The organism is Pseudomonas frederiksbergensis, assembly GCF_003732665.1.
Lineage (GTDB): Bacteria > Pseudomonadota > Gammaproteobacteria > Pseudomonadales > Pseudomonadaceae > Aquipseudomonas > Aquipseudomonas frederiksbergensis_G.
Genome location: NZ_MOBP01000023.1, coordinates 290,874 through 309,694, shown reverse-complemented (window position 1 = coordinate 309,694; position 18,821 = coordinate 290,874). Strand labels below are relative to the sequence as shown.

At 60.7% G+C, this 18,821-nt stretch carries 14 protein-coding genes; 7 read left to right on the top strand and 7 right to left on the bottom strand.

Translation table 11 applies throughout. From position 1 onward, the window contains the following. Nucleotides 1–160 precede the first annotated feature (160 nt). Nucleotides 161–2,473: a 5-methyltetrahydropteroyltriglutamate--homocysteine S-methyltransferase gene (gene metE, locus BK665_RS31150; RefSeq protein ID WP_123410310.1), complete on the bottom strand. Its 2,313-nt coding sequence runs from the start codon at nucleotides 2,471–2,473 to the stop codon at nucleotides 161–163. Nucleotides 2,474–2,580: 107 nt separating this feature from the next. Between metE and metR the strand changes: the two genes are divergently transcribed. After that, nucleotides 2,581–3,498: a transcriptional regulator MetR gene (metR, locus tag BK665_RS31145; RefSeq protein WP_123410309.1), complete on the top strand. Its 918-nt coding sequence runs from the start codon at nucleotides 2,581–2,583 to the stop codon at nucleotides 3,496–3,498. 104 nt (nucleotides 3,499–3,602) lie between these two features. On the opposite strand, the gene BK665_RS31140 is transcribed toward metR, so the two are convergent. The 4 genes from BK665_RS31140 to nosR all read right to left on the bottom strand — a co-directional run bounded on the left by BK665_RS31140 (nucleotide 3,603) and on the right by nosR (nucleotide 6,695). Then, on the bottom strand, nucleotides 3,603–4,100 hold the full coding sequence (locus BK665_RS31140) for a GNAT family N-acetyltransferase (protein ID WP_123410308.1): 498 nt from the start codon (nucleotides 4,098–4,100) through the stop codon (nucleotides 3,603–3,605). Between the two features lie 2 nt (nucleotides 4,101–4,102). Then, entirely contained in the window at nucleotides 4,103–4,741 is a 639-nt protein-coding gene (locus BK665_RS31135; RefSeq protein WP_123410307.1) for a LysE family translocator, read from the bottom strand. A gap of 24 nt (nucleotides 4,742–4,765) precedes the next feature. Next, a complete protein-coding gene (locus BK665_RS31130; RefSeq protein WP_123410306.1) occupies nucleotides 4,766–5,188 on the bottom strand; it encodes an NUDIX hydrolase in 423 nt (140 codons plus the stop codon). A gap of 145 nt (nucleotides 5,189–5,333) precedes the next feature. Beyond that, nucleotides 5,334–6,695 carry a response regulator c-di-GMP phosphodiesterase, NosR family gene (gene nosR / locus BK665_RS31125; RefSeq protein ID WP_123410305.1) on the bottom strand — a complete coding sequence of 454 codons (1,362 nt, stop codon included), beginning with the start codon at nucleotides 6,693–6,695 and terminating at the stop codon, nucleotides 5,334–5,336. Nucleotides 6,696–6,953: 258 nt separating this feature from the next. On the opposite strand from nosR, the gene BK665_RS31120 reads away from it, so the two are divergent. Genes BK665_RS31120 through BK665_RS31100 form a run of 5 tightly spaced genes read left to right on the top strand, consistent with a single transcriptional unit; the run spans nucleotide 6,954 to nucleotide 15,346 of the window. Next, nucleotides 6,954–9,260, top strand: a complete 2,307-nt coding sequence (locus BK665_RS31120) for a putative bifunctional diguanylate cyclase/phosphodiesterase (protein ID WP_123410304.1) — start codon at nucleotides 6,954–6,956, stop codon at nucleotides 9,258–9,260. Beyond that, the gene (locus BK665_RS31115) at nucleotides 9,257–11,131 is read left to right on the top strand and encodes a putative bifunctional diguanylate cyclase/phosphodiesterase (protein ID WP_123410303.1); all 1,875 of its coding nucleotides are present in this window, start codon (nucleotides 9,257–9,259) and stop codon (nucleotides 11,129–11,131) included. Before BK665_RS31120 ends, BK665_RS31115 begins: the two co-directional genes overlap by 4 nt. A 44-nt stretch (nucleotides 11,132–11,175) precedes the next feature. Next, nucleotides 11,176–12,135, top strand: coding sequence for a cytochrome-c peroxidase (locus BK665_RS31110; protein WP_123410302.1), 960 nt, complete (start codon nucleotides 11,176–11,178; stop codon nucleotides 12,133–12,135). After that, nucleotides 12,132–13,943 carry a DAHL domain-containing sensor histidine kinase gene (locus tag BK665_RS31105; protein ID WP_123410301.1) on the top strand — a complete coding sequence of 604 codons (1,812 nt, stop codon included), beginning with the start codon at nucleotides 12,132–12,134 and terminating at the stop codon, nucleotides 13,941–13,943. The genes BK665_RS31110 and BK665_RS31105 overlap by 4 nt, the downstream gene beginning before the upstream one ends. Next, nucleotides 13,940–15,346, top strand: coding sequence for an ATP-binding protein (locus BK665_RS31100; protein WP_123410300.1), 1,407 nt, complete (start codon nucleotides 13,940–13,942; stop codon nucleotides 15,344–15,346). Before BK665_RS31105 ends, BK665_RS31100 begins: the two co-directional genes overlap by 4 nt. Before the next feature lie 141 nt (nucleotides 15,347–15,487). On the opposite strand, the gene BK665_RS31095 is transcribed toward BK665_RS31100, so the two are convergent. Together BK665_RS31095 and BK665_RS31090 are read right to left on the bottom strand one after the other, a co-directional pair. Continuing rightward, nucleotides 15,488–16,813 carry an APC family permease gene (locus tag BK665_RS31095; RefSeq protein ID WP_123410299.1) on the bottom strand — a complete coding sequence of 442 codons (1,326 nt, stop codon included), beginning with the start codon at nucleotides 16,811–16,813 and terminating at the stop codon, nucleotides 15,488–15,490. A 207-nt stretch (nucleotides 16,814–17,020) separates the two neighbouring features. After that, nucleotides 17,021–17,842: a carbon-nitrogen hydrolase family protein gene (locus BK665_RS31090; RefSeq protein ID WP_123410298.1), complete on the bottom strand. Its 822-nt coding sequence runs from the start codon at nucleotides 17,840–17,842 to the stop codon at nucleotides 17,021–17,023. A gap of 127 nt (nucleotides 17,843–17,969) precedes the next feature. On the opposite strand from BK665_RS31090, the gene BK665_RS31085 reads away from it, so the two are divergent. Then, entirely contained in the window at nucleotides 17,970–18,770 is an 801-nt protein-coding gene (locus BK665_RS31085; RefSeq protein WP_123410297.1) for a helix-turn-helix transcriptional regulator, read from the top strand. Nucleotides 18,771–18,821: the final 51 nt, after the last annotated feature.

Genomic DNA, 18,821 nt, shown 5'->3' with positions numbered 1-18,821 from the left:
TCAAGCGCGCTGCCACAGTTGCGTGACAGTTTGATGAAGATTGCCCAGCGGTCATTTTCGGCACCGCGTTATCGTTCATTCGCGAGCAAGCCCGCTCCCACATTGGTCCTGCGTCGTTCACAGATCCAGTGTGGGAGCGGGCTTGCTCGCGAAGGCGTCCTTAAGCCAACTGACTGCGCAACTGCCGCGCCGCTGCAACCATGTTCACCAGCGCCGCTTCCGTCTCCGGCCAGGCCCGAGTCTTCAAGCCGCAATCCGGATTCACCCACAACCGCTCGGCCGGAATGCGCTTCACCGCTTTGCTCATCAACTTGACCATCTCCGCCGTGTCCGGCACCCGTGGCGAGTGGATGTCGTAGACGCCCGGGCCGATATCGTTCGGGTAGTCGAAGGCTTCGAAGGCTTCCAGCAATTCCATGTCCGAACGGGAGGTTTCGATGGTGATCACATCGGCATCCATGTCGGCAATCGCCTTGATCACGTCGTTGAATTCGCTGTAGCACATGTGGGTATGGATCTGGGTTTCGTCCCGCACGCCAGAAGCCGTCAAGCGGAACGCCTCCACCGCCCAGTCGAGGTATTCCTGCCATTGCGCCCGGCGCAGGGGCAGGCCTTCGCGGAATGCCGCTTCATCGATCTGCACGATCTTGATCCCGGCGTTTTCCAGGTCCGTCACTTCATCACGCAGGGCCAGGGCCAGTTGTTGCGCCTGGATTTTGCGCGACACGTCTTCACGCGGGAACGACCACATCAGCATGGTCACGGGACCGGTGAGCATGCCTTTCATGACCTTGTCGGTCAGGCTCTGAGCATAAGTGATCCAGTCAACGGTCATGGCATTCGGGCGGCTCAGGTCGCCGTAGATGATCGCCGGTTTCACGCATCGCGAACCGTAGCTCTGCACCCATCCGAAACGGGTGAACAGGTAGCCGTCCAGTTGCTCGGCGAAGTACTCGACCATGTCGTTGCGCTCGGCTTCACCGTGCACCAGCACATCCAGGCCCAGGCGTTCCTGGACTTGCACCGCGTGGCGGATTTCGCTGTGCATGGCGTCGGTGTAATCGTTGGCCGACAACTTGCCTTGCTTGAACGCCTGGCGCGCGAGACGAATCGAACCGGTCTGCGGGAACGAGCCGATGGTGGTGGTCGGGAACGCCGGCAGTTGCAGGCGTGCCCGTTGTTGTTCGATGCGCTTGGCGAACGGTGAATGGCGTTGGCTGTCCTGGGCGCCGATGGCGGCAATCCGGGACTGGACTTCGGCTTTATGGATACGCGGGGATTGTGCGCGGCTGGCCTGGATCGCGCGGCTCTCGGCCAACGCGGCGTGCACCTTGGGCGACTGCGGATCGTTCAGGGCATCGCGCAGCACAGCGATTTCACCGCACTTCTGCACGGCGAAGGCCAGCCAGGATTTCAGCTCGGGATCGAGTTTGTCTTCGCGTTCCAGGTCCACCGGGCTGTGCAGCAACGAGCAGGAACTGCTGACCCACAGGTTGTCGCCAAAACGCTCTTGCGCCGGTTGCAGTTGCGCCAGCACCTGTTCCAGCTCACAGCGCCAGACGTTGCGACCGTTGACCAGACCGACCGACAGAATCTTGTAGGTCGGCAGGCGATCCAGCACTTGGCCCAGTTGCTCCGGCGCCCGCACCGCATCGATGTGCAGGCCTTGCACCGGCAGGCTGACGGCCAGGCCGAGGTTGTCTTCCAGGCCGCTGAAGTAAGTCGCCACGAGTTTTTTCAGCGGCGAATATTGAAGGATGTGATAGGCGCGTTCGAAGGCACTTTTCCAGGCTTGGGGCAGGTCGAGGGTCAGGATCGGTTCGTCGATCTGCACCCATTCCACGCCTTGCTCGGCGAGGCGACCGAGGATTTCGTTGTACACCGGCAGCAGGCGTTCCAGCAGTTCGAGTTTGTCGAAGTCGTTGCCTTTTGCCTTGCCCAGCCACAGGTAAGTCAGCGGGCCGATGATCACCGGTTTGACGTTGTGGCCCAGGGCCTTGGCTTCGGCGACTTCGTCGAACAGCTGTTCCCAGCTCAGTTTGAACTGCTGGTCAGCACTGAATTCCGGGACCAGGTAGTGGTAGTTGGTGTCGAACCACTTGGTCAGCTCTTGGGCGTATTGCGCTTTAGTGTGTTCACCACCGCAGCAGGCGGTGGTCGCGCCACGGGCCATGGCGAACAGGGTGTCGAGGGTCGGCTGGGCGTTCGCATCCAGGGTGCTGTTGAAACGCTCGGGCACCACACCGAAGGCCAGGGAATGGCTCAATACCTGGTCGTACCAGGCGAAGTCGCCGACCGGCAGCAAATCGATGCCAGCGTCTTTCTGCAATTGCCAATGGGTGGCGCGCAATTGGCGGCCGACGGCTTTCAACGCGTCCTGATCGAGATCGCCCTTCCAGTAGGATTCGAGGGCTTTTTTCAGTTCGCGGTCAGCGCCGATGCGCGGGAAACCAAGTGTGTGGGCCAGAGCCATGGTGAAGTTCTCCTTGTAAAAGATGGCCCTATTGTCGACAGCCGGGGCAACATGAGACAAACTCAACCTTTTCGTGTTGATCACAAGTTTTCCTCATGGAGCCCCCGGTGCTTGAAATCCGTCACCTGAAGACCCTGCACGCCTTGCGCGAAGCCGATAGCCTGGTGGATGCGGCCGACCGCCTGCACCTGACGCAGTCGGCGCTGTCCCACCAGTTCAAGGAACTGGAGGAACGCATGGGCATGCCGTTGTTCGTGCGCAAGACCAAACCGGTGCGTTTCACCAGCGCCGGTCTGCGCCTGCTGCAACTGGCCGACGCCACCCTGCCGCTGCTGCGTGGCGCCGAGCGCGATATCGCACGGCTGGCCGGTGGCACCGCTGGGCGTTTGCACATGGCCATCGAGTGCCACAGTTGTTTTCAGTGGCTGATGCCGACCATCGACCAGTTCCGCGACGCCTGGCCGGAAGTCGAACTCGACCTGGCTTCGGGTTTCTCCTTCGCCCCACTGCCGGCCCTGGCCCGGGGTGACCTGGATCTGGTGGTGACCTCTGATCCGCTGGAACTGGCCGGGATCACTTATGTGCCGCTGTTCACCTATGAAGCGATGCTCGCGGTGGCCAATCAGCACCGTTTGGCCAACAAGGCCTACATCGTGCCGGAGGATTTGCTCAGCGAAACCCTGATCACCTACCCGGTGGAGCGGGATCGGCTGGACATCTTCACCCGCTTCCTGGAGCCGGCCGACGTCGAACCGGCCCAGGTCCGCACCTCGGAACTGACGGTGATGATGATGCAACTGGTGGCCAGCGGTCGCGGCGTATGCGGCATGCCCCATTGGGCGCTGCATGAATACAGCTCACGGGGTTATGTGAAGGCCAAGCGGCTGGGGGAGAAAGGGTTGTTTGCGACGCTGTACGCGGGGATTCGCGCAGACATGTTGGATGCGCCGTACATGCGCGATTTCTTGCTGACGGCGAAAGACACGTCGTTCTCCACCCTCGACGGCGTCAGCGCCGTTCGCTGACTAAAAGCGCAAATCAAAAGATCGCAGCCTCGTTTCACTCGACAGCTCCTACAGGGTTTCGCGTACACCTGTAGGAGCTGTCGAGTGAAACGAGGCTGCGATCTTTAGAGCTCGCGCCACATGTGGATTTTGTCGAAGTAGTCTTCGCCGACCCGCACGGCCAACGGTTCCAGGCCGTACTGGATGAAGCCGCAACGCCGGTACAGCTTGAACGCCGCTTCATTGCCCGCCGTCACGGTCAATTGAATCAACCTCAAGCCCGGATGGTTCTGCGCTTCTGCCAGCGCCGCCTGCACCAGGTCAAACCCGAGGCCGCGCTGGCGAACCTTTCCGGACACGTACATGCCGAACAACGTCGCCTTGTGCCGGGCCTTTTCCCGGGGTTCGAAGGCCAGGCCGACGATGCCCGACAACCGGCCATCCTCGAACGCGCCGAACACCACGTCCAGCTTGCTGGTGAGCCGCGATTCCCACCAACTCAGCGGCATCACGGCACGTTCGCGCACGCTGGAGGTGAAGGCTTGCGGATGCAGGTCATAGGCTTCGAGCATCAGTGCCCGGTAATCCAGGGCGTGGCTGGCGTCCAGTCGTTCGATCCACATGCTCATGCCGCCCTGCGCTGCTCAAGCATCAGCCGCACGGCCAGCGCCGCCAATACGAAGCCCATGAAATAACGCTGCACCGCCAGCCAGGTCGGGTTGTTGACGAACCACGCGGCGATGCCCGCCGCGAAAATTGCGATCAGCAGGTTGACGCAAAAACTCACGCTGATCTGGGTCAGGCCGAGAATGATGCTCTGGGTAAACACCGAACCGTGTTCCGGGCTGATGAATTGCGGAAACACCGAGAGATAGAACACTGCGATCTTCGGGTTCAGGGCGCTGGTGAGAAAGCCCATGGTGACCAGTTTGCGCGAGGAATCCGGCGGCAACTGCTGGGCCTCGAACGGTGAACGCGCGCCGGGCCTGACCGCCTGCCAGGCCAGCCACACCAGGTACAGGGCGCCCGCCCATTTCAGCACTTCATACGCCATCGGCACCGCCAGGAACACCGCGGTCAACCCGGCCGCAGCGGCGAACAAATGCACGAAGAATCCCGCCACCACGCCGAGCAACGAGGTCACCCCGGCCTTGCGCCCCTGACAGATCGAACGGGAGATCAGGTAAATCATGTTCGGCCCCGGCGTCAGTACCATCAGCAACGCGGCGGCGGCGAAGATCAGCCAGTCTTGAAGCGGGATCATGGGCAGTCCTTGGTCTTGTCTTGATCAGGCGATCGCGGTCAACGAGGCTCGATAAAACGGCAGGATCACGTCCCGTGTCAATGGCGCCAGCGTGAGTTGGCCGTCGGTGGCCGGGTCGATCCAGCGCACCTCTTCGATCTCGGCCGCCGGGCAGACGTCTTCGTCGATGGTCAGCAGAAAGAGTTCGGCCCGTACGATGAATCCGGGCTCGTTAGCGGCCGGTGCCGAAAAATGCCCCAGGTAAGTGGCCTGCGCCGGATCAATGACCAGGTTCAGTTCTTCTTCCAGCTCCCGGGCCAGGGCGTGGACGGGAAGCTCATGGGCTTCGATCTTGCCGCCCGGTTGCATGAAGGCTTCGGTGCCGCGTTTGCGTACCAGCAAGGTGCGACCGTCGGGGCCGATCAACAGGGCGGCGGCAATGTGGATGATGCGAGGGGACGTGGACATGTGTCTGGATTGGCCTCAGTAAAAAGGCCATAAGCATAACCTGTGGGAGCGGGCTTGCTCGCGAAGGCGATTTAACATTCAACAGTGATGTTGACTGAAACACCGCTTTCGCGAGCAAGCCCGCTCCCACAAGGGATTGTGGTGTTCAGGAGGTCGCACGCTCCAACAGCGCTTCGACTTCCTCGGGGATTTTCACGAACACGCTGTATTTCGCCCCTTCCATGGTTTCAAACGCGATCAGTTTGTCCACCAACGGTGCGTTCAGCACCTTGCCGGCATTGAGCAGCAACATGCCGTTGTCGGCATTGAGGTTGCGCGCCAGGATCATGCCCGGCGCCAAGTCCCGGGTGGTCAGCACTTTGACTGACGGATCGGCCAGGGTCACGTCGCTGAGGTACGCGGCGCAGACCTGAATGAAATCCTCCACCAGTTCCGGATCGTAGAGCCGCCCGGCGTAGCTGCGGATGTACACCAGCGCTTCATCGCTGTTCATCTGCCGCTCAAGAATCAGCCCGCGCTGCAATTCGATGAAGTCCACCGCCAGTTTCAGCAACCGTGCGCCGAACGGAATCGCCTCGCCCTTGAGCCGGTCGGGGAAGCCGCTGCCGTCCCAGCGTTCCTGGTGATGCAGGATCAGGCGGGCGGCGTCTTTCATCGGGTCGAGGGTCATCAGCAGCGATTCGCTCTGCTTCGGGTACTCGCGATAACGGTCGCGGTCGATGTGATGCAGCATGTCGGACGGCGTGATCATCATGCTGTCGGTCCAGCTCAGCTTGCCGATGTTGTAGAGCGCGGCGGCCATGGTCAGGTCGCGGCTGGTGCCTTCGTCCAGGCCGTGGAGTTTGCAGTACACCCGCACCAATTCGATGATCTGCCGGTTGGTCTGCTTGGCCGGTGGCAGACGCAAGTTGGCCAGCAACGAGAACACCTCGGTGCCGGTGACATAGCTGTGCTTGAGCTCTTCATAGGCCAGGTCGAGCATGTCGGCGGTCTGTTGCAGCTCGGACGTGCGCGCCGCAACGTGTTTTTCCAGGGTGGCATTGAGGGTTTTCAGTTGATCGTTCTGCTGGCGGGTCAATTGCACCAGGCGCCGGCGTTCACATTCGGAGTGATGATGCTCCAGGGCCTGGCGCAAGGTCAGTTGCAATTCATCGTCGTTCCACGGCTTGCTGATGTAACGGTGGATCTGCCCGTCGTTGATCGCCTTGATGATTGTCGGCAGATCGGCGTAGCCGGTGAGCAGGATGCGCGTGGTCGCCGGGTAGAGCTGATGGATATGGGCCAGCAGCGTGGCCCCATCCATATTGGGCATGCGCGCGTCGCTCATCACCAGGTCAACGGGCTGTTGCGCCATGATTTCCAGGGCCTGGGCGCCGCTGGTGGCCAACAGCACATCGTAGGGCTGGCCGCGCAACAGACGACGCAGGCTGCTGAGGATTGATTCCTCGTCGTCGACCAGCAACACCTTGGGTTTATCGGTCAGATTCGTAGGGAGTTGCTCTTCCATGGCGTCACCTCGAGTGAAACGGGTCCATCGTTATGCCAGGTCAACGACAAACATCCACTCTTGCCGGAGCCTGAGCTACAGGCTAGATGATTTTCAGACACTGCCCGCAACTCATTCACTCCATTCGCCCAAGCGAACTCCTTACAAAGGACTATGCTGAGCTGACTCGGATCCACATTCTGTAACCGTTCGGCCAGGTGATCAGGGAAAGGATGCCCCTATGAACAGACCGTTTCGAATTGCTGTCACCCAGGGTGCATGCCTGTGAACGCGCTCCTGGCACGCACCAACCGGCGAATCCTCATCGTCGACGATACCGCTTCGATCCATCAGGATTTCGCGAAGATCCTCAGCCCGCAGACCATCGAGGACGACGACCTCGACAACACCGAACGGGCGCTTTTCGGATCGACGGCGGCTATCACCTTGCAAAGCTTTACCCTCGACTCGGCGTTCCAGGGGCTGGAAGCCTTGAACAAGGTCGAAGCCTCCCTGGCCAACGATATGCCTTATGCCATGGCATTTATCGACATGCGCATGCCGCCGGGCTGGGACGGCCTGGAAACCATCGAACGGCTGTGGCAGGTCGATCCCAAGCTGCAAGTGGCGCTGTGCACCGCCTATTCCGACTATTCCTGGGAAGACATCGACGAACGGCTGGAGCTGGGCGATCGCCTGTTGATCCTGAAAAAACCCTTCGATGCCATCGAAATCCGCCAGATGGCCAGCGCCCTCACGGCCAAATGGCAGATGACCGAAGACGCGGCGCTGAAGATGTCCCTGCTCGAACAAGCGGTGGAAGAGCGCACTCTGGAGCTGTCGGACGCCAACATCATCGTGCAGAACAGCCCGACCATCCTGTATCGGCTGCGCGGCGAGCCGTCGTTTCCGCTGATGTACATCTCCCACAACATTACTAAGTACGGGCACACCGCAGCCAAACTGGTGGCGTCGGCCAATTGGTCCAAGGAACTGATTCACCCCGACGACCTGGCCAAGGTCGACAGCGCCATGGAGCGGGTGCTGGACCGGCATGCCGAGGGCGCGTCCATCGAGTTCCGCATGCGCACCGGCGACGGTGCCTGGCGCTGGGTGGAAAACCGCTACATCCCGGTGCGCGACGGCGAAGGTCGCTTGCTGGAAGTCGAAGGGATCATCCTCGACATCACTGAACGCCGGCTCGCCGAAGAGAAAATCGCCCTGCTCGCCCGCACCGACGGGCTGACCGGGCTGGCCAACCGCGCCACCCTGATCGAACGGCTGCACCAGGCGTTCGCCGCCCATCGCCGGGGCGCCACCGCGTTTGCGATTTTTTACCTGGACCTGGACCACTTCAAGCGCATCAACGACACCCTTGGCCACCCGATCGGCGATCTGCTGCTGCAAGAAGTCGCCCGACGGATCAAGGCCTGTGTGCGCGAGAACGACGTGGTTGCGCGCCTCGGTGGTGACGAGTTCGCCATCCTGCAGCTCGATGTCGGTGACCCGACCCAATCGGCGGCGCTGGCGGTCAAGGTCCGCGATGCGCTGGTGGCGCCCTACTCCCTGGGCGGCAACGATGTGCGGGCCTCGGTCAGCATCGGCATCAGCAGTTGCACTTCGGACATGCTCAATGCCGACAGCCTGCTGACCCAGGCCGACATGGCGCTGTATCGCTCCAAGGAGCAGGGGCGCAACCAGTACCACTTCCACTCCGAGGAGATCAATCAGGAAGTGGTCGAGCGCATGACCATCGCCAGCGACCTGAAATCGGCCATCGAACACGAAGAACTGGAACTGCATTACTGGCCCGAAGTGGACCTGAGCACCGGCAAGATCCTCGGCATGGAGGCCCAGGTCACCTGGAACCACCCTACCCGCGGCGTCCTCGAAGGCCCGGCGTTCCTGCCGGCGGCGGAAAAAACCGGGACTATCGTCGCCCTCGGCCACTGGGTGCTGGACCGTGCCTGCCAGCAGATGCGTCAGTGGCGCGACGAAGGCATGGCGCCGCCGGTGATTGCGATCAAGTTGTCCCTGGCCCAGCTCAAGAGCGGCCCCGAGCTGATCTACGACGTGCTGCGCACCACTGCGCGTTGGGAACTGTGCCCCTGGGACCTGCGTTTCGACGTCACCGAAGCGACCCTGGCCCAGACCAAATGGACCCACAACGATGTGCTGCCGCGCCTGCGGGAGCTGGGGGTGAAGATCGCCATCGACGACTTCGGCACCGAATACTCCTCCTTCGATTACCTCAAGACCTACCAGGTCAACCACCTGAAACTGGCCCAGGCCTTTATCGACACGGCCGCCCAGGACCCGGCCAGCGCCAACACCTTGCGCGCCATCATCAACTTTGCCCGTGACGTAGGGATCGGAATCATTGCCGAAGGTGTCGAAACCCAGGAACAACGCACTTCGCTGATGGCTACCGGTTCGCCGATGAACGCCCAGGGCTATTTCTTCAGCAAAGCGGTCAGCAGCCAACAAGCCGCCGAACTGCTGAAAGCCGGGAGTATCGTGCCCTTGGGCAGCGAAACCGGTCCGCTCCTGGACAACCCGCCGCGCACCACGGAGGACAACGGATGAAGACACCCTTCGTGCGGACCAACCGGCGCATCCTGATCATCGATGACACACCGTCGATTCACCTGGATTTTCGCAAGATCCTCGACCCCGACGCGGAAGAGGAACAGTCCCTCGCCGGCACCGAGGAGGCGCTGTTCGGCACCCTGCAACCGGACCGCCTGACCTTTCAGCTCGATTCCGCCTACCAGGGCCAGGAAGCCCTGGAACTGGTCAAGCGCGCCCGGGCTGAAGGTCGCCCGTATGCCCTGGCGTTCACCGATATGCGCATGCCGCCGGGCTGGGACGGGCTGGAAACCATCGAAGAGTTGTGGAAAGCCGATCCCAGCCTGCAAATCGCCCTGTGCACCGCGTATTCGGATTACAGCTGGGAAGCCATGGCCGAACGGCTCGAGTTCGGCGATCAGCTACTGGTGTTGAAAAAACCCTTCGACAGCCTGGAAATCCGCCAGATGGCCAGTGCCCTGACCTGGAAATGGCAGATGGCCCAGGACGCGGCGATGAAAGTCCTGAGCCTGGAACAGACCATCGAAGCCCGGGTGCATGAGCTGCTCAAGGTCTCGCACCTGTTGCAATACGACATCCTCACCGAATTGCCCAACAGCACCTTGCTCGGTGATCGCCTGAACCAGTCCCTGGCTCTGTCCCGGCGCCATGACAAACAACTGGCGGTGATGTTTCTCGGGCTGGATCGCTTCAAGCGCATCAACAATGCCCTGGGCCATCCGGCCGGCGACGAAATGCTCAAACGCGTCGGCCAGAGCCTGGTGGCCACGGTGCGCGAATCCGATTCGGTATTTCGCTACGGCTCCGACGAGTTCGTGGTGATCCTGGCCGATATCCGCCACCCGCAGCAGACCAAGGGCATCGCCGAAAAACTGCTGAACGCGATCCGCGCGCCGCAACACATTGCCGGCCACGACCTGAGCGTAACCGCCAGCCTGGGGATCAGCATCTACCCCGAAGACGGCCTCGATGCCATCGTGCTGATCAAGAAAGCCGAAACCGCGATGCGCAACGTCAAGGAAAACGGTCCGAACGATTTCAGCTTTTTCATCGACGAGATGAACCAGCGCGCCCGGGACCAGCAGAGCATCGAGTCGGGCATTCGCCTGGCCCTGGAGCGCAATGAATTCGTGCTGCATTACCAGCCGAAAATGGACCTGAGCAGCGGCCAGGTGGTGGGTGCCGAAGCGCTGATCCGCTGGAAAAAACCCGGGCAAGGCTGGGTCTATCCCTCGGACTTCATCGCCGTGGCCGAAGACAGCGGCTTGATTGTGCCGCTGACCAAATGGGTGATGGCCCAGGCCTGTCGCCAGGCGTGTATCTGGACGTCCGCCGGGCTGCCGAAAATCTGCATCTCGGTGAACGTCTCGGCCATCGATTTTCGCCAACGCGACTTCGTGGAAAGCATCGAGCTGATCCTCAAGCAGACCGGCATGGACCCGACCTTGCTGGAACTGGAAATCACCGAAGGCGTGTTGATGCAGAACGTCGACGCCACCGTGACCGCCCTGAACCGGATCAAGGCCCTGGGCGTGCGCCTGGCCATCGATGACTTCGGCACCGGTTATTCCAGCCTGAGTTACCTGCGCCGGTTCCCCATCGATGTGCTGAAAATCGACCAGTCGTTCATTCGCGGCCTGAGCCGTGACAGCAGCGACGCCGCCCTGGTCAGCGCCATCATCAGTCTGGGCAAGAGCCTGAAGCTGACGGTGATCGCCGAAGGCATCGAAACCCTCGAACAACTGGATTTCCTCAAGGCCCATCATTGCGAAGAAGGCCAGGGTTACTACTTCAGCAAAGCCGTGGCGCCGGATGCCTTTGCGCATTATTTGATGTTGGTGAAGCCGCTGCCTTCAGCCCAGACATGAGCGACGCACGACGCCACCCAGGCCAACCGCCAAGGAATTATTCGATGTCGCCCAACCCTGCCTTTGCCGTTGCGGTGTTTGCGTTGGCGATCTGCCTGAGCGCCAGTGCCGCGCCGCTGGATGAACCGCTCAAACCCTTGCCTGCGGTGCCGCAGCAGAACCCGCTGCGGGTCGAACTCGGTCGCCAGTTGTTCAATGAGCCGCGCTTGTCGGTCAACAACACGCTGTCCTGTGCCAGTTGCCATCGACTGGAAAGCGGCGGCGCCGATAACAAACAGTTCTCCATCGGCTTCAACGGCCAACCGGTGCTCATCAATACCCCGAGCGTACTTAATGCGTCCCTGAATTTTCGCCAGTTTTGGAATGGCCGTGCCGACACCCTGGAAACCCAGGTCCACGAAGTGGTGCAAAGCCCCAGCGAAATGGGCAGCAATTGGGAACACGTGGTGCAGACGCTCAGCGCCGACCCGACCTACAAAACCGCGTTCGCCAAGGCCTACCCCGACGGCGTGACCATGGGCAATGTGCAAAACGCCCTGGCCAGCTACGAGCGCACGCTGGTCAGCGCCAACTCGCGCTTCGATCAGTACCTGCAAGGCAATACCGACATCCTCACCCTCGATGAAAAATACGGCTATCAGCGCTTCAAGGACTACGGCTGCATTTCCTGCCATCAAGGGGTGAACATCGGCGGCAATATGTTCCAGAAATTCGGGGTCATGGGCGATTACTTCCAGGCCCGGGGCAACCCCACCGAAACCGACCTGGGGCGCTACCTGGTGACCAAGGATGAAGAGGACCGCAACGTGTTCAAGGTCCCGAGCCTGCGCAACGTCGCCGTGACCGCGCCGTACTTCCACGACGGCTCGGCAAAAACCCTCGAAGACGCCGTGGATGTGATGTTCAAGTACCAGCTCGGCCGCGTGCCCTCGGACGAAGACAAGACCCTGATCATCAAATTTCTCAAGACCCTGACCGGTGAATGGGAGGGCAAGCCATTATGAAAATGTCCCGACGTCGCAGCCTCGCATTGCTCAGCCTGGTGGCCCTGGCGCTGGCCTCGATCCTGTTGTTCCTGTACCTCAAATCCAGTTCCGACCAGACCTCGACCTACACCGAGTCCCGGGACTTGATCGGGCGGATGAAACAGCTCAACGCGCAATGGGAAACCGAGATTCTCAAGGCGCGGATCACCCTCAATCACAACTACGATCCGCTGGTTACACCCCTGACCGAGATGACCCAGTTGTGGGAACGCTTCGACAGCATGGAATCGAACCATGGGCGCAATGAGTCGTCCGCGTGGAAGGACAGCCATGACGCATACCTGGCCGCTATCCAGGAAAAAACCCGGCTGGTGGAGCAATTCAAATCCCACAACGCGGTGCTGCGCAATTCACTGGCGTTTTTGCCCACCGCCGAAGACGACATCCAGCAACCTCTGACCCAAGTGGCGGACGGCGACCAACTGCAATTGCAAAACATCGCCACCGACACCTATGACTTGCTGCTCAGCGCCCTGGAGTTCGCCCAGGTCACCTCCGACGACAAAGCTGCCGACATCCTGGTGGGCTTGAACAAACTCGGGGTGAACAAACTGCGGCTGCCGGAGGCGTTCCACAGCCCCGTCGATATCCTGAGCAATCACATTGCGCTGATCCTGCGCGAGCAACCGATCGTCAACACCCTGCTGGCAGAGATTGAAGCCGTCCCCGTGGCCGAGCGGCTGGACGACATCACCGGTTTGCTCAACGAAGACCAGCAGGCGGCCGATGCGGTGTATCAGCGCTACCACTTCTACATGCTGGTGTTTTCCGTGTTGCTGGTGCTGGTGCTGGTGTACATGGCGATTCGGCTGATGCGCAGTTTCACCGAGATCAGCCGCGTCAACAAAGCGCTGCAAACCGCCAACGAAGACCTGGAACTGCGGGTCGAAGAACGCACCCGGGAACTCAAGGACACCCAGAGCGAACTGCTCGACACCGCGCGCCAGGCCGGCATGGCCGAGATCGCCACCAACGTGTTGCACAACGTCGGCAACGTGCTCAACAGCGTGAACATCTCCGCCGACCTGGTGACCCGCAAATTGCGCAGCAGCAAGGCCTTGGGCCTGGGCAAGGCGATGCAGTTGATCAACGAACACCCCACCGACCTGGGCAGCTTTTTGACCGAGGACGAGAAAGGCAAACTGCTGCCCGGCTACCTCAACCAACTGGTAGACGCCATCGCCCTCGAACAACAGGGCATGACCGATGAACTGGCGCAGTTGACCAAAAGCGTCGACCACATCAAGGACATCGTCGCCACCCAGCAATCCTATGCCGGGGCCAACAGCCTGATGGAGCCGGTGCATATCAGCGAGCTATTGGAAGATGCACTGCGCATGAACTCCGGCGCCCTGACCCGGCACCATGTCACGGTGGTCAAGGAGTACAGCGATGTACCCCGGGTGATGGGCGACAAACATCGCTTGCTGCTGATCCTGATCAACCTGATCAGCAACGCCAAGTACGCCATGTCCGATCTCAGCGACCGTCCACGGCAGATGACCCTGGGGGTGAAAATCGTCGACGACACCATCCTGCAAGTCAGCGTCAAGGACGACGGCGAAGGCATCCCCAAGGAAAACATGACGCGCATCTTTGCCCACGGTTTTACCACCCGCAAGGAAGGCCACGGCTTCGGCTTGCACAGCTGCGCCCTGGCCGCCATCGAGATGAACGGCCACCTCACCGCCCACAGCGACGGGCCGGGCAAAGGCGCACAGTTCACGTTGCAAATCCCCCTGAAAACCGTAGCAGGTGACGCATGAGCACCCCCTCGAATCGACGCATTTTGTTGATCGATGACACACCGTCCATCCATGTCGATTTCCGCAAGATCCTCACGCCCAGCCCGGTGCAACACGTGGAGCTGGATGAGATGGAGGCCACGCTGTTCGGTGCCGAAGCGAAATCCGCCAGCGCGCTGTTCGAACTGGACTCGGCCTTCGGCGGGCAGGAAGGCCTGGGCAAACTCAACTTCGCCCTGAAGGAAAACCGCCCCTACGCCATGGCGTTCGTCGACATGCGCATGCCCGATGGCTGGGACGGCGCACAAACCATCGAACACCTGTGGCAACAGGACCCGCGCCTGCAAGTGGTGGTGTGTACCGCGTATTCCGACTATTCGTGGGATGAACTGCTGGACCGTTTGCAGGCCCACGACCGCTTGCTGATTTTGAAAAAGCCGTTCGACAACATCGAAGTGCAGCAGATGGCCAATACCCTGCTGACCAAATGGCACATGACCGAACGGGCCAGTGTGCAGGTGGATCACCTGGGGCAAATGGTCGAACGCCGCACCCGTCAGTTCAAGGAAGCCAGCGTCGAGCTGCAACGGGAAATCGACGAGCGCAAACAGCTCGAGTCGCAATTGGTGCAGTCGGAAAAACTTGCGTCACTGGGGCAACTGGCGGCTGGCGTCGCACATGAAATCAACAACCCCATCGGTTTTATTTCCTCCAACCTCGGCTGCCTGGATGGCTACTTCAAGCAGTTGCAGGAAATGCTCGATGCCTATCGCGGTTCTGAAGAAGCGATTACTTCGCCTGAAGTGATCGAGCGACTGGCCGTGCTGCGGGAACGGGTCGAACTGGAGTTTTTGCGCGAGGACATTCCGCTGCTGATCAAGGAATCCAAGGACGGCATCAGCCGGGTCGGGCAGATCGTCAAGGACTTGAAGGATTTCTCCCGGGTCGACTCGAACCAGGAATGGCAGTGGGCCAATTTGCACCAGGGCATCGAATCCACCTTGAACATCGTCGCCAACGAACTCAAGTACAAGGCCGATGTGGTGAAGGAGTATCAGGTACTGCCGGACATCGAGTGCCTGCCGTCGCAAATCAACCAGGTGATCATGAACCTGATCGTCAACGCCTCCCAGGCGATTGGCGCGGAACGCGGCATCATCACCTTGCGCACCGGGCTGGCGGGGGAAACCGTGTGGATCGAAGTCGCCGACACCGGCTCGGGCATCGAACCCCAGACCCTGCAGAAAATCTTCGACCCGTTCTTCACCACCAAACCGATCGGCCAGGGCACCGGGTTGGGGTTGTCACTGTCGTACGGGATCGTGAAGAAACACCACGGGGATATCTCAGTGCGTAGCGTCGTCGGCACGGGCACGACGTTCCGGGTTGAATTGCCGGTGCGCCAGACCAAGTTGGCGAGCTGACCACAATTCAAATGTGAGAATACAAAACAAATGTGGGAGCGAGCTTGCTCGCGATGGCAGAGCATCAGTCAACTTTTATAGTGACTGACACTCCGCCATCGCGAGCAAGCTCGCTCCCACAGGTTATTTTCCAGGCTTGGGTTATGTGGCCTCCTGGAAATCCATCTCCGGCGGCTGGCGACGGAACCCGCCCGTCAGCACTGCCAGGTACACCACGCCAATCGCCAACCAGCTCAGGCCCAGGTAAATCGCCAGGTGATCGAGGCTGACCATCAGCCACAGGTCCGCCACCAGGCCAATGAACGGGAACACCAGGAACAGCACCAGTTCACGGGGGCCTTTTTTCTCGCCGCCGATCCAGTAATGGAAGATCACCGACAGGTTCACCAGGCTGAAGGCCAGGAACGCGCCGAAGTTGATGAACGAGGTCGAGGTGGTCACGTCCAGTTTCAGCGCCAGCAACGCCACCACCGCGCACAACAGGATGCTGTTGACCGGCGTGCCGAATTTCTCATGTAAGGTGCCGAAGAACGATTTGGGCAGCACACCGTCGCGGCCCATGGCGAACAGCAACCGCGAACCGCTGGCCTGGGCCGAAAGCCCCGAGGCGAATTGGCCGACGATCAGGCCGATCAGGAAGATCGACACAAACAGGTCGCCACCGATATTGCGCGCAATCTCGTAAGCCGCCGAGTCGACGTTATCGAACTGGAACGACGGATGGGCAATCTGCACGAAGTACGACACGCCGACAAAAATCAAACCGCCGATCAGGGTAATCAACATGATCGCCCGGGGAATCGTGCGGCGTGGGTCGCGGGTTTCTTCGGTCAAGGTACTCACCGCGTCGAAACCGAGGAACGAGTAACAGGCGATGGCTGCGCCGCTCATGATCAGCGGCATTTGCATGTCGCCGTTGAAGAACGGTTTGATCGTCCACAGCGGTGTGCTCGCGTCGCCGCCGATGTAATGGACGCACAGCACAACGAAAGCGATCAGCACCAGCGCTTGCACCAGCATCAGCAAGGCGTTGATGCCGTTGGCCAGTTTCAGGCCGACGATGTTGATCGCACTGGTAATACCGATAAACGCCAGCACCCAGATCCACTGCGGCACAGCCGGGAACGCGGAGTTAAGGTAAGCGGCGCCGATCAGCCAGATCGCCATCGGCAGGAACAGATAATCGAGCAGCACCGCCCAACCGGCGATAAAGCCGAGTTTCGGGCTGATGGCTTTGCGCACATAACTGTAGGCCGAACCGGCGACGGGGAACGCCGCCGCCATGCGCCCGTAGCTCATGGCAGTGAAGAACATCGCCACCAACGCCGCCAGGTAAGCGGCCGGAACCATGCCGGCGGTGGATTGAGCGAGGATGCCAAAGGTGCCGAGCACAATGATCGGCGTCATGTAGGCGATGCCGAACAGCACCACCGAACCCAATGACAGGGTGCGTTGCAAACGAGCCATGAGCGACTACTCCGAATTTATTAGATTTATGGCAGAGCCGAGTTCGGCGCAAGGTACGGGTGTTGCGTTGTTGTTCTTGGGTCAAACAGGTGTGTCGTCGGTGAGGGCCTCTTCGCGAGCAAGCCCGCTCCCACATTTGGAATGCGTTCCCCCTGTGGGAGCGGGCTTGCTCGCGAAGGCGTCAATCCAGTCACCACAGAAACCGGATCAGCTCGAAGGAATCAGCAGCTCCCGCAACCCGCAAGCATGTTCAACCATCTCCCCCGGCAACTTCAGCCGCTGATCATCCAGATACCGATAATCCTGCCGCGCCGCCGCCAATTGGCTCAGGTCCAGCTCAACCGCAAACTGCCCCTCCTCCCGCCCGGCTTCGAACAGCAACGTGCCCAACGGGTCTACCAGCGCACTGCCGCCGGCAAACAACAACCCGCCATCACCCGCTTCCACCCGGTTGACCATCAGCGCGAACGCCTGGTTTTCCTGGGCGCGGGCCATGATCGCGGTGCGGTGCGTCGGGCCGTAGGGGTCCATGTTGCCGTTGGTGACCAGCAGCACTTCGGCGCCCAGTTGCGCCAGGGCGCGGGCGGTTTCGGGGAATTCGATGTCGTAGCAAATCAGCAGGCCGACCCGCACCCCGTTCCACAGGCACGTGGCATAACGGTCGCCGGCCTCGTAAACGCCGCGATCCGAGGCCCACAAATGCGTCTTGCGATAGCGCAGGGCAATGCCTTCGGGGGTGATCAGCAGCGTGGTGTTGTAGAAACGGCCGTTGTCGTTCTCGGCCATGCCCACGACCACGGCGATATCGCGTTCACGGGCGGCGGCGATCACGGCGCTGACCGTCGGGCCATCCAGTGGCTCGGCAACCTGGGCCACGGTCTCTTCCGATGCGAAGCCCATCAAGTGGCCTTCCGGGAACATGATCAGTTGCGTGTCGGCGGCGCAGGCGGCGATGGCGGCCAGGGCGCGTTCGAGGTTGTAAGCCGTGTCGTTGTCACGGCCCGCCAATTGGGCGAGTTCGACCTTCATGGGTATTCCTTGTTATGAGCGCCGGGGATGCAGAAAGATTGCCCGGTCGGTGTCTGTGCGCCAGTATGCGCAGCAAGCAACCGGCCAGGGAATCACGCGGCCGGGGTAACCCGATAGGGGTAGACGCATGACACTCTCGCTGGATGACATCGCCTGGCACCGCTCGGTGGGGCAACTGATCGACGCCTTGGACAAGCCGAATTTCTGGACGCAACTGGTCCGGTTGCTGGATCAATACGTGGATTTCGACAGCTGGGTGGTGCTGCTTTTCAGCGCCGACCAGCACCCGCTGGTGTTCGCCGAATGCCCCGGCGAGGACGGCAGCCCCGATCAACTGTTCCAGGATTACCTGCGCGGCCTGTACCTGCTCGACCCGTTCTACATCGCCTGCCGCGAACAGTCGCGCACCGGGCTCTATCGCCTGTCGGAAGTCGCGCCAGAGCACTTCGAGCTGACGGAGTATTACCAGCGCTACTTTCGTCTGAATGTGGTGGCCGACGAAATCCAGTTCAATTGCCAGCTCGAAGGCGACCGCACGCTGTGCCTGTCGTTGGGCAGCAAGCAGCGTTTCAGCGGCCAGCAGATAGCCTTGCTGTCGCTGATCCAGCCGTGGGTGCTGGGCCTGTTGCGCCAGCGCCTGCCCTATGAAATCAACGAAGTCGTAGCCCTGGCCCCCGCCCCGCAACACGCCGACTGGCGCGTGCAACTGGAAGCCTCGGTGCAGCAACTCAAAGGCGCGCAACTGACCGCCCGGGAGCTGGACGTCGGAAGGTTGATGCTCAGCGGTTGCTCCAGCAAAGAAATCGCCCGTAAGCTGGAAATCTCCGTAGAAACCGTGAAAGTCCATAAGAAACACATGTACAGCAAACTGGGGATCAAGTCCCAGTCGGAGCTGTTTTCGATATTCCTGCAGGCGCAAAACGCCTGAAACACCACCGGGAGCGCTTTTCTGTGGGAGCGGGCTTGCTCGCGAAGAGGC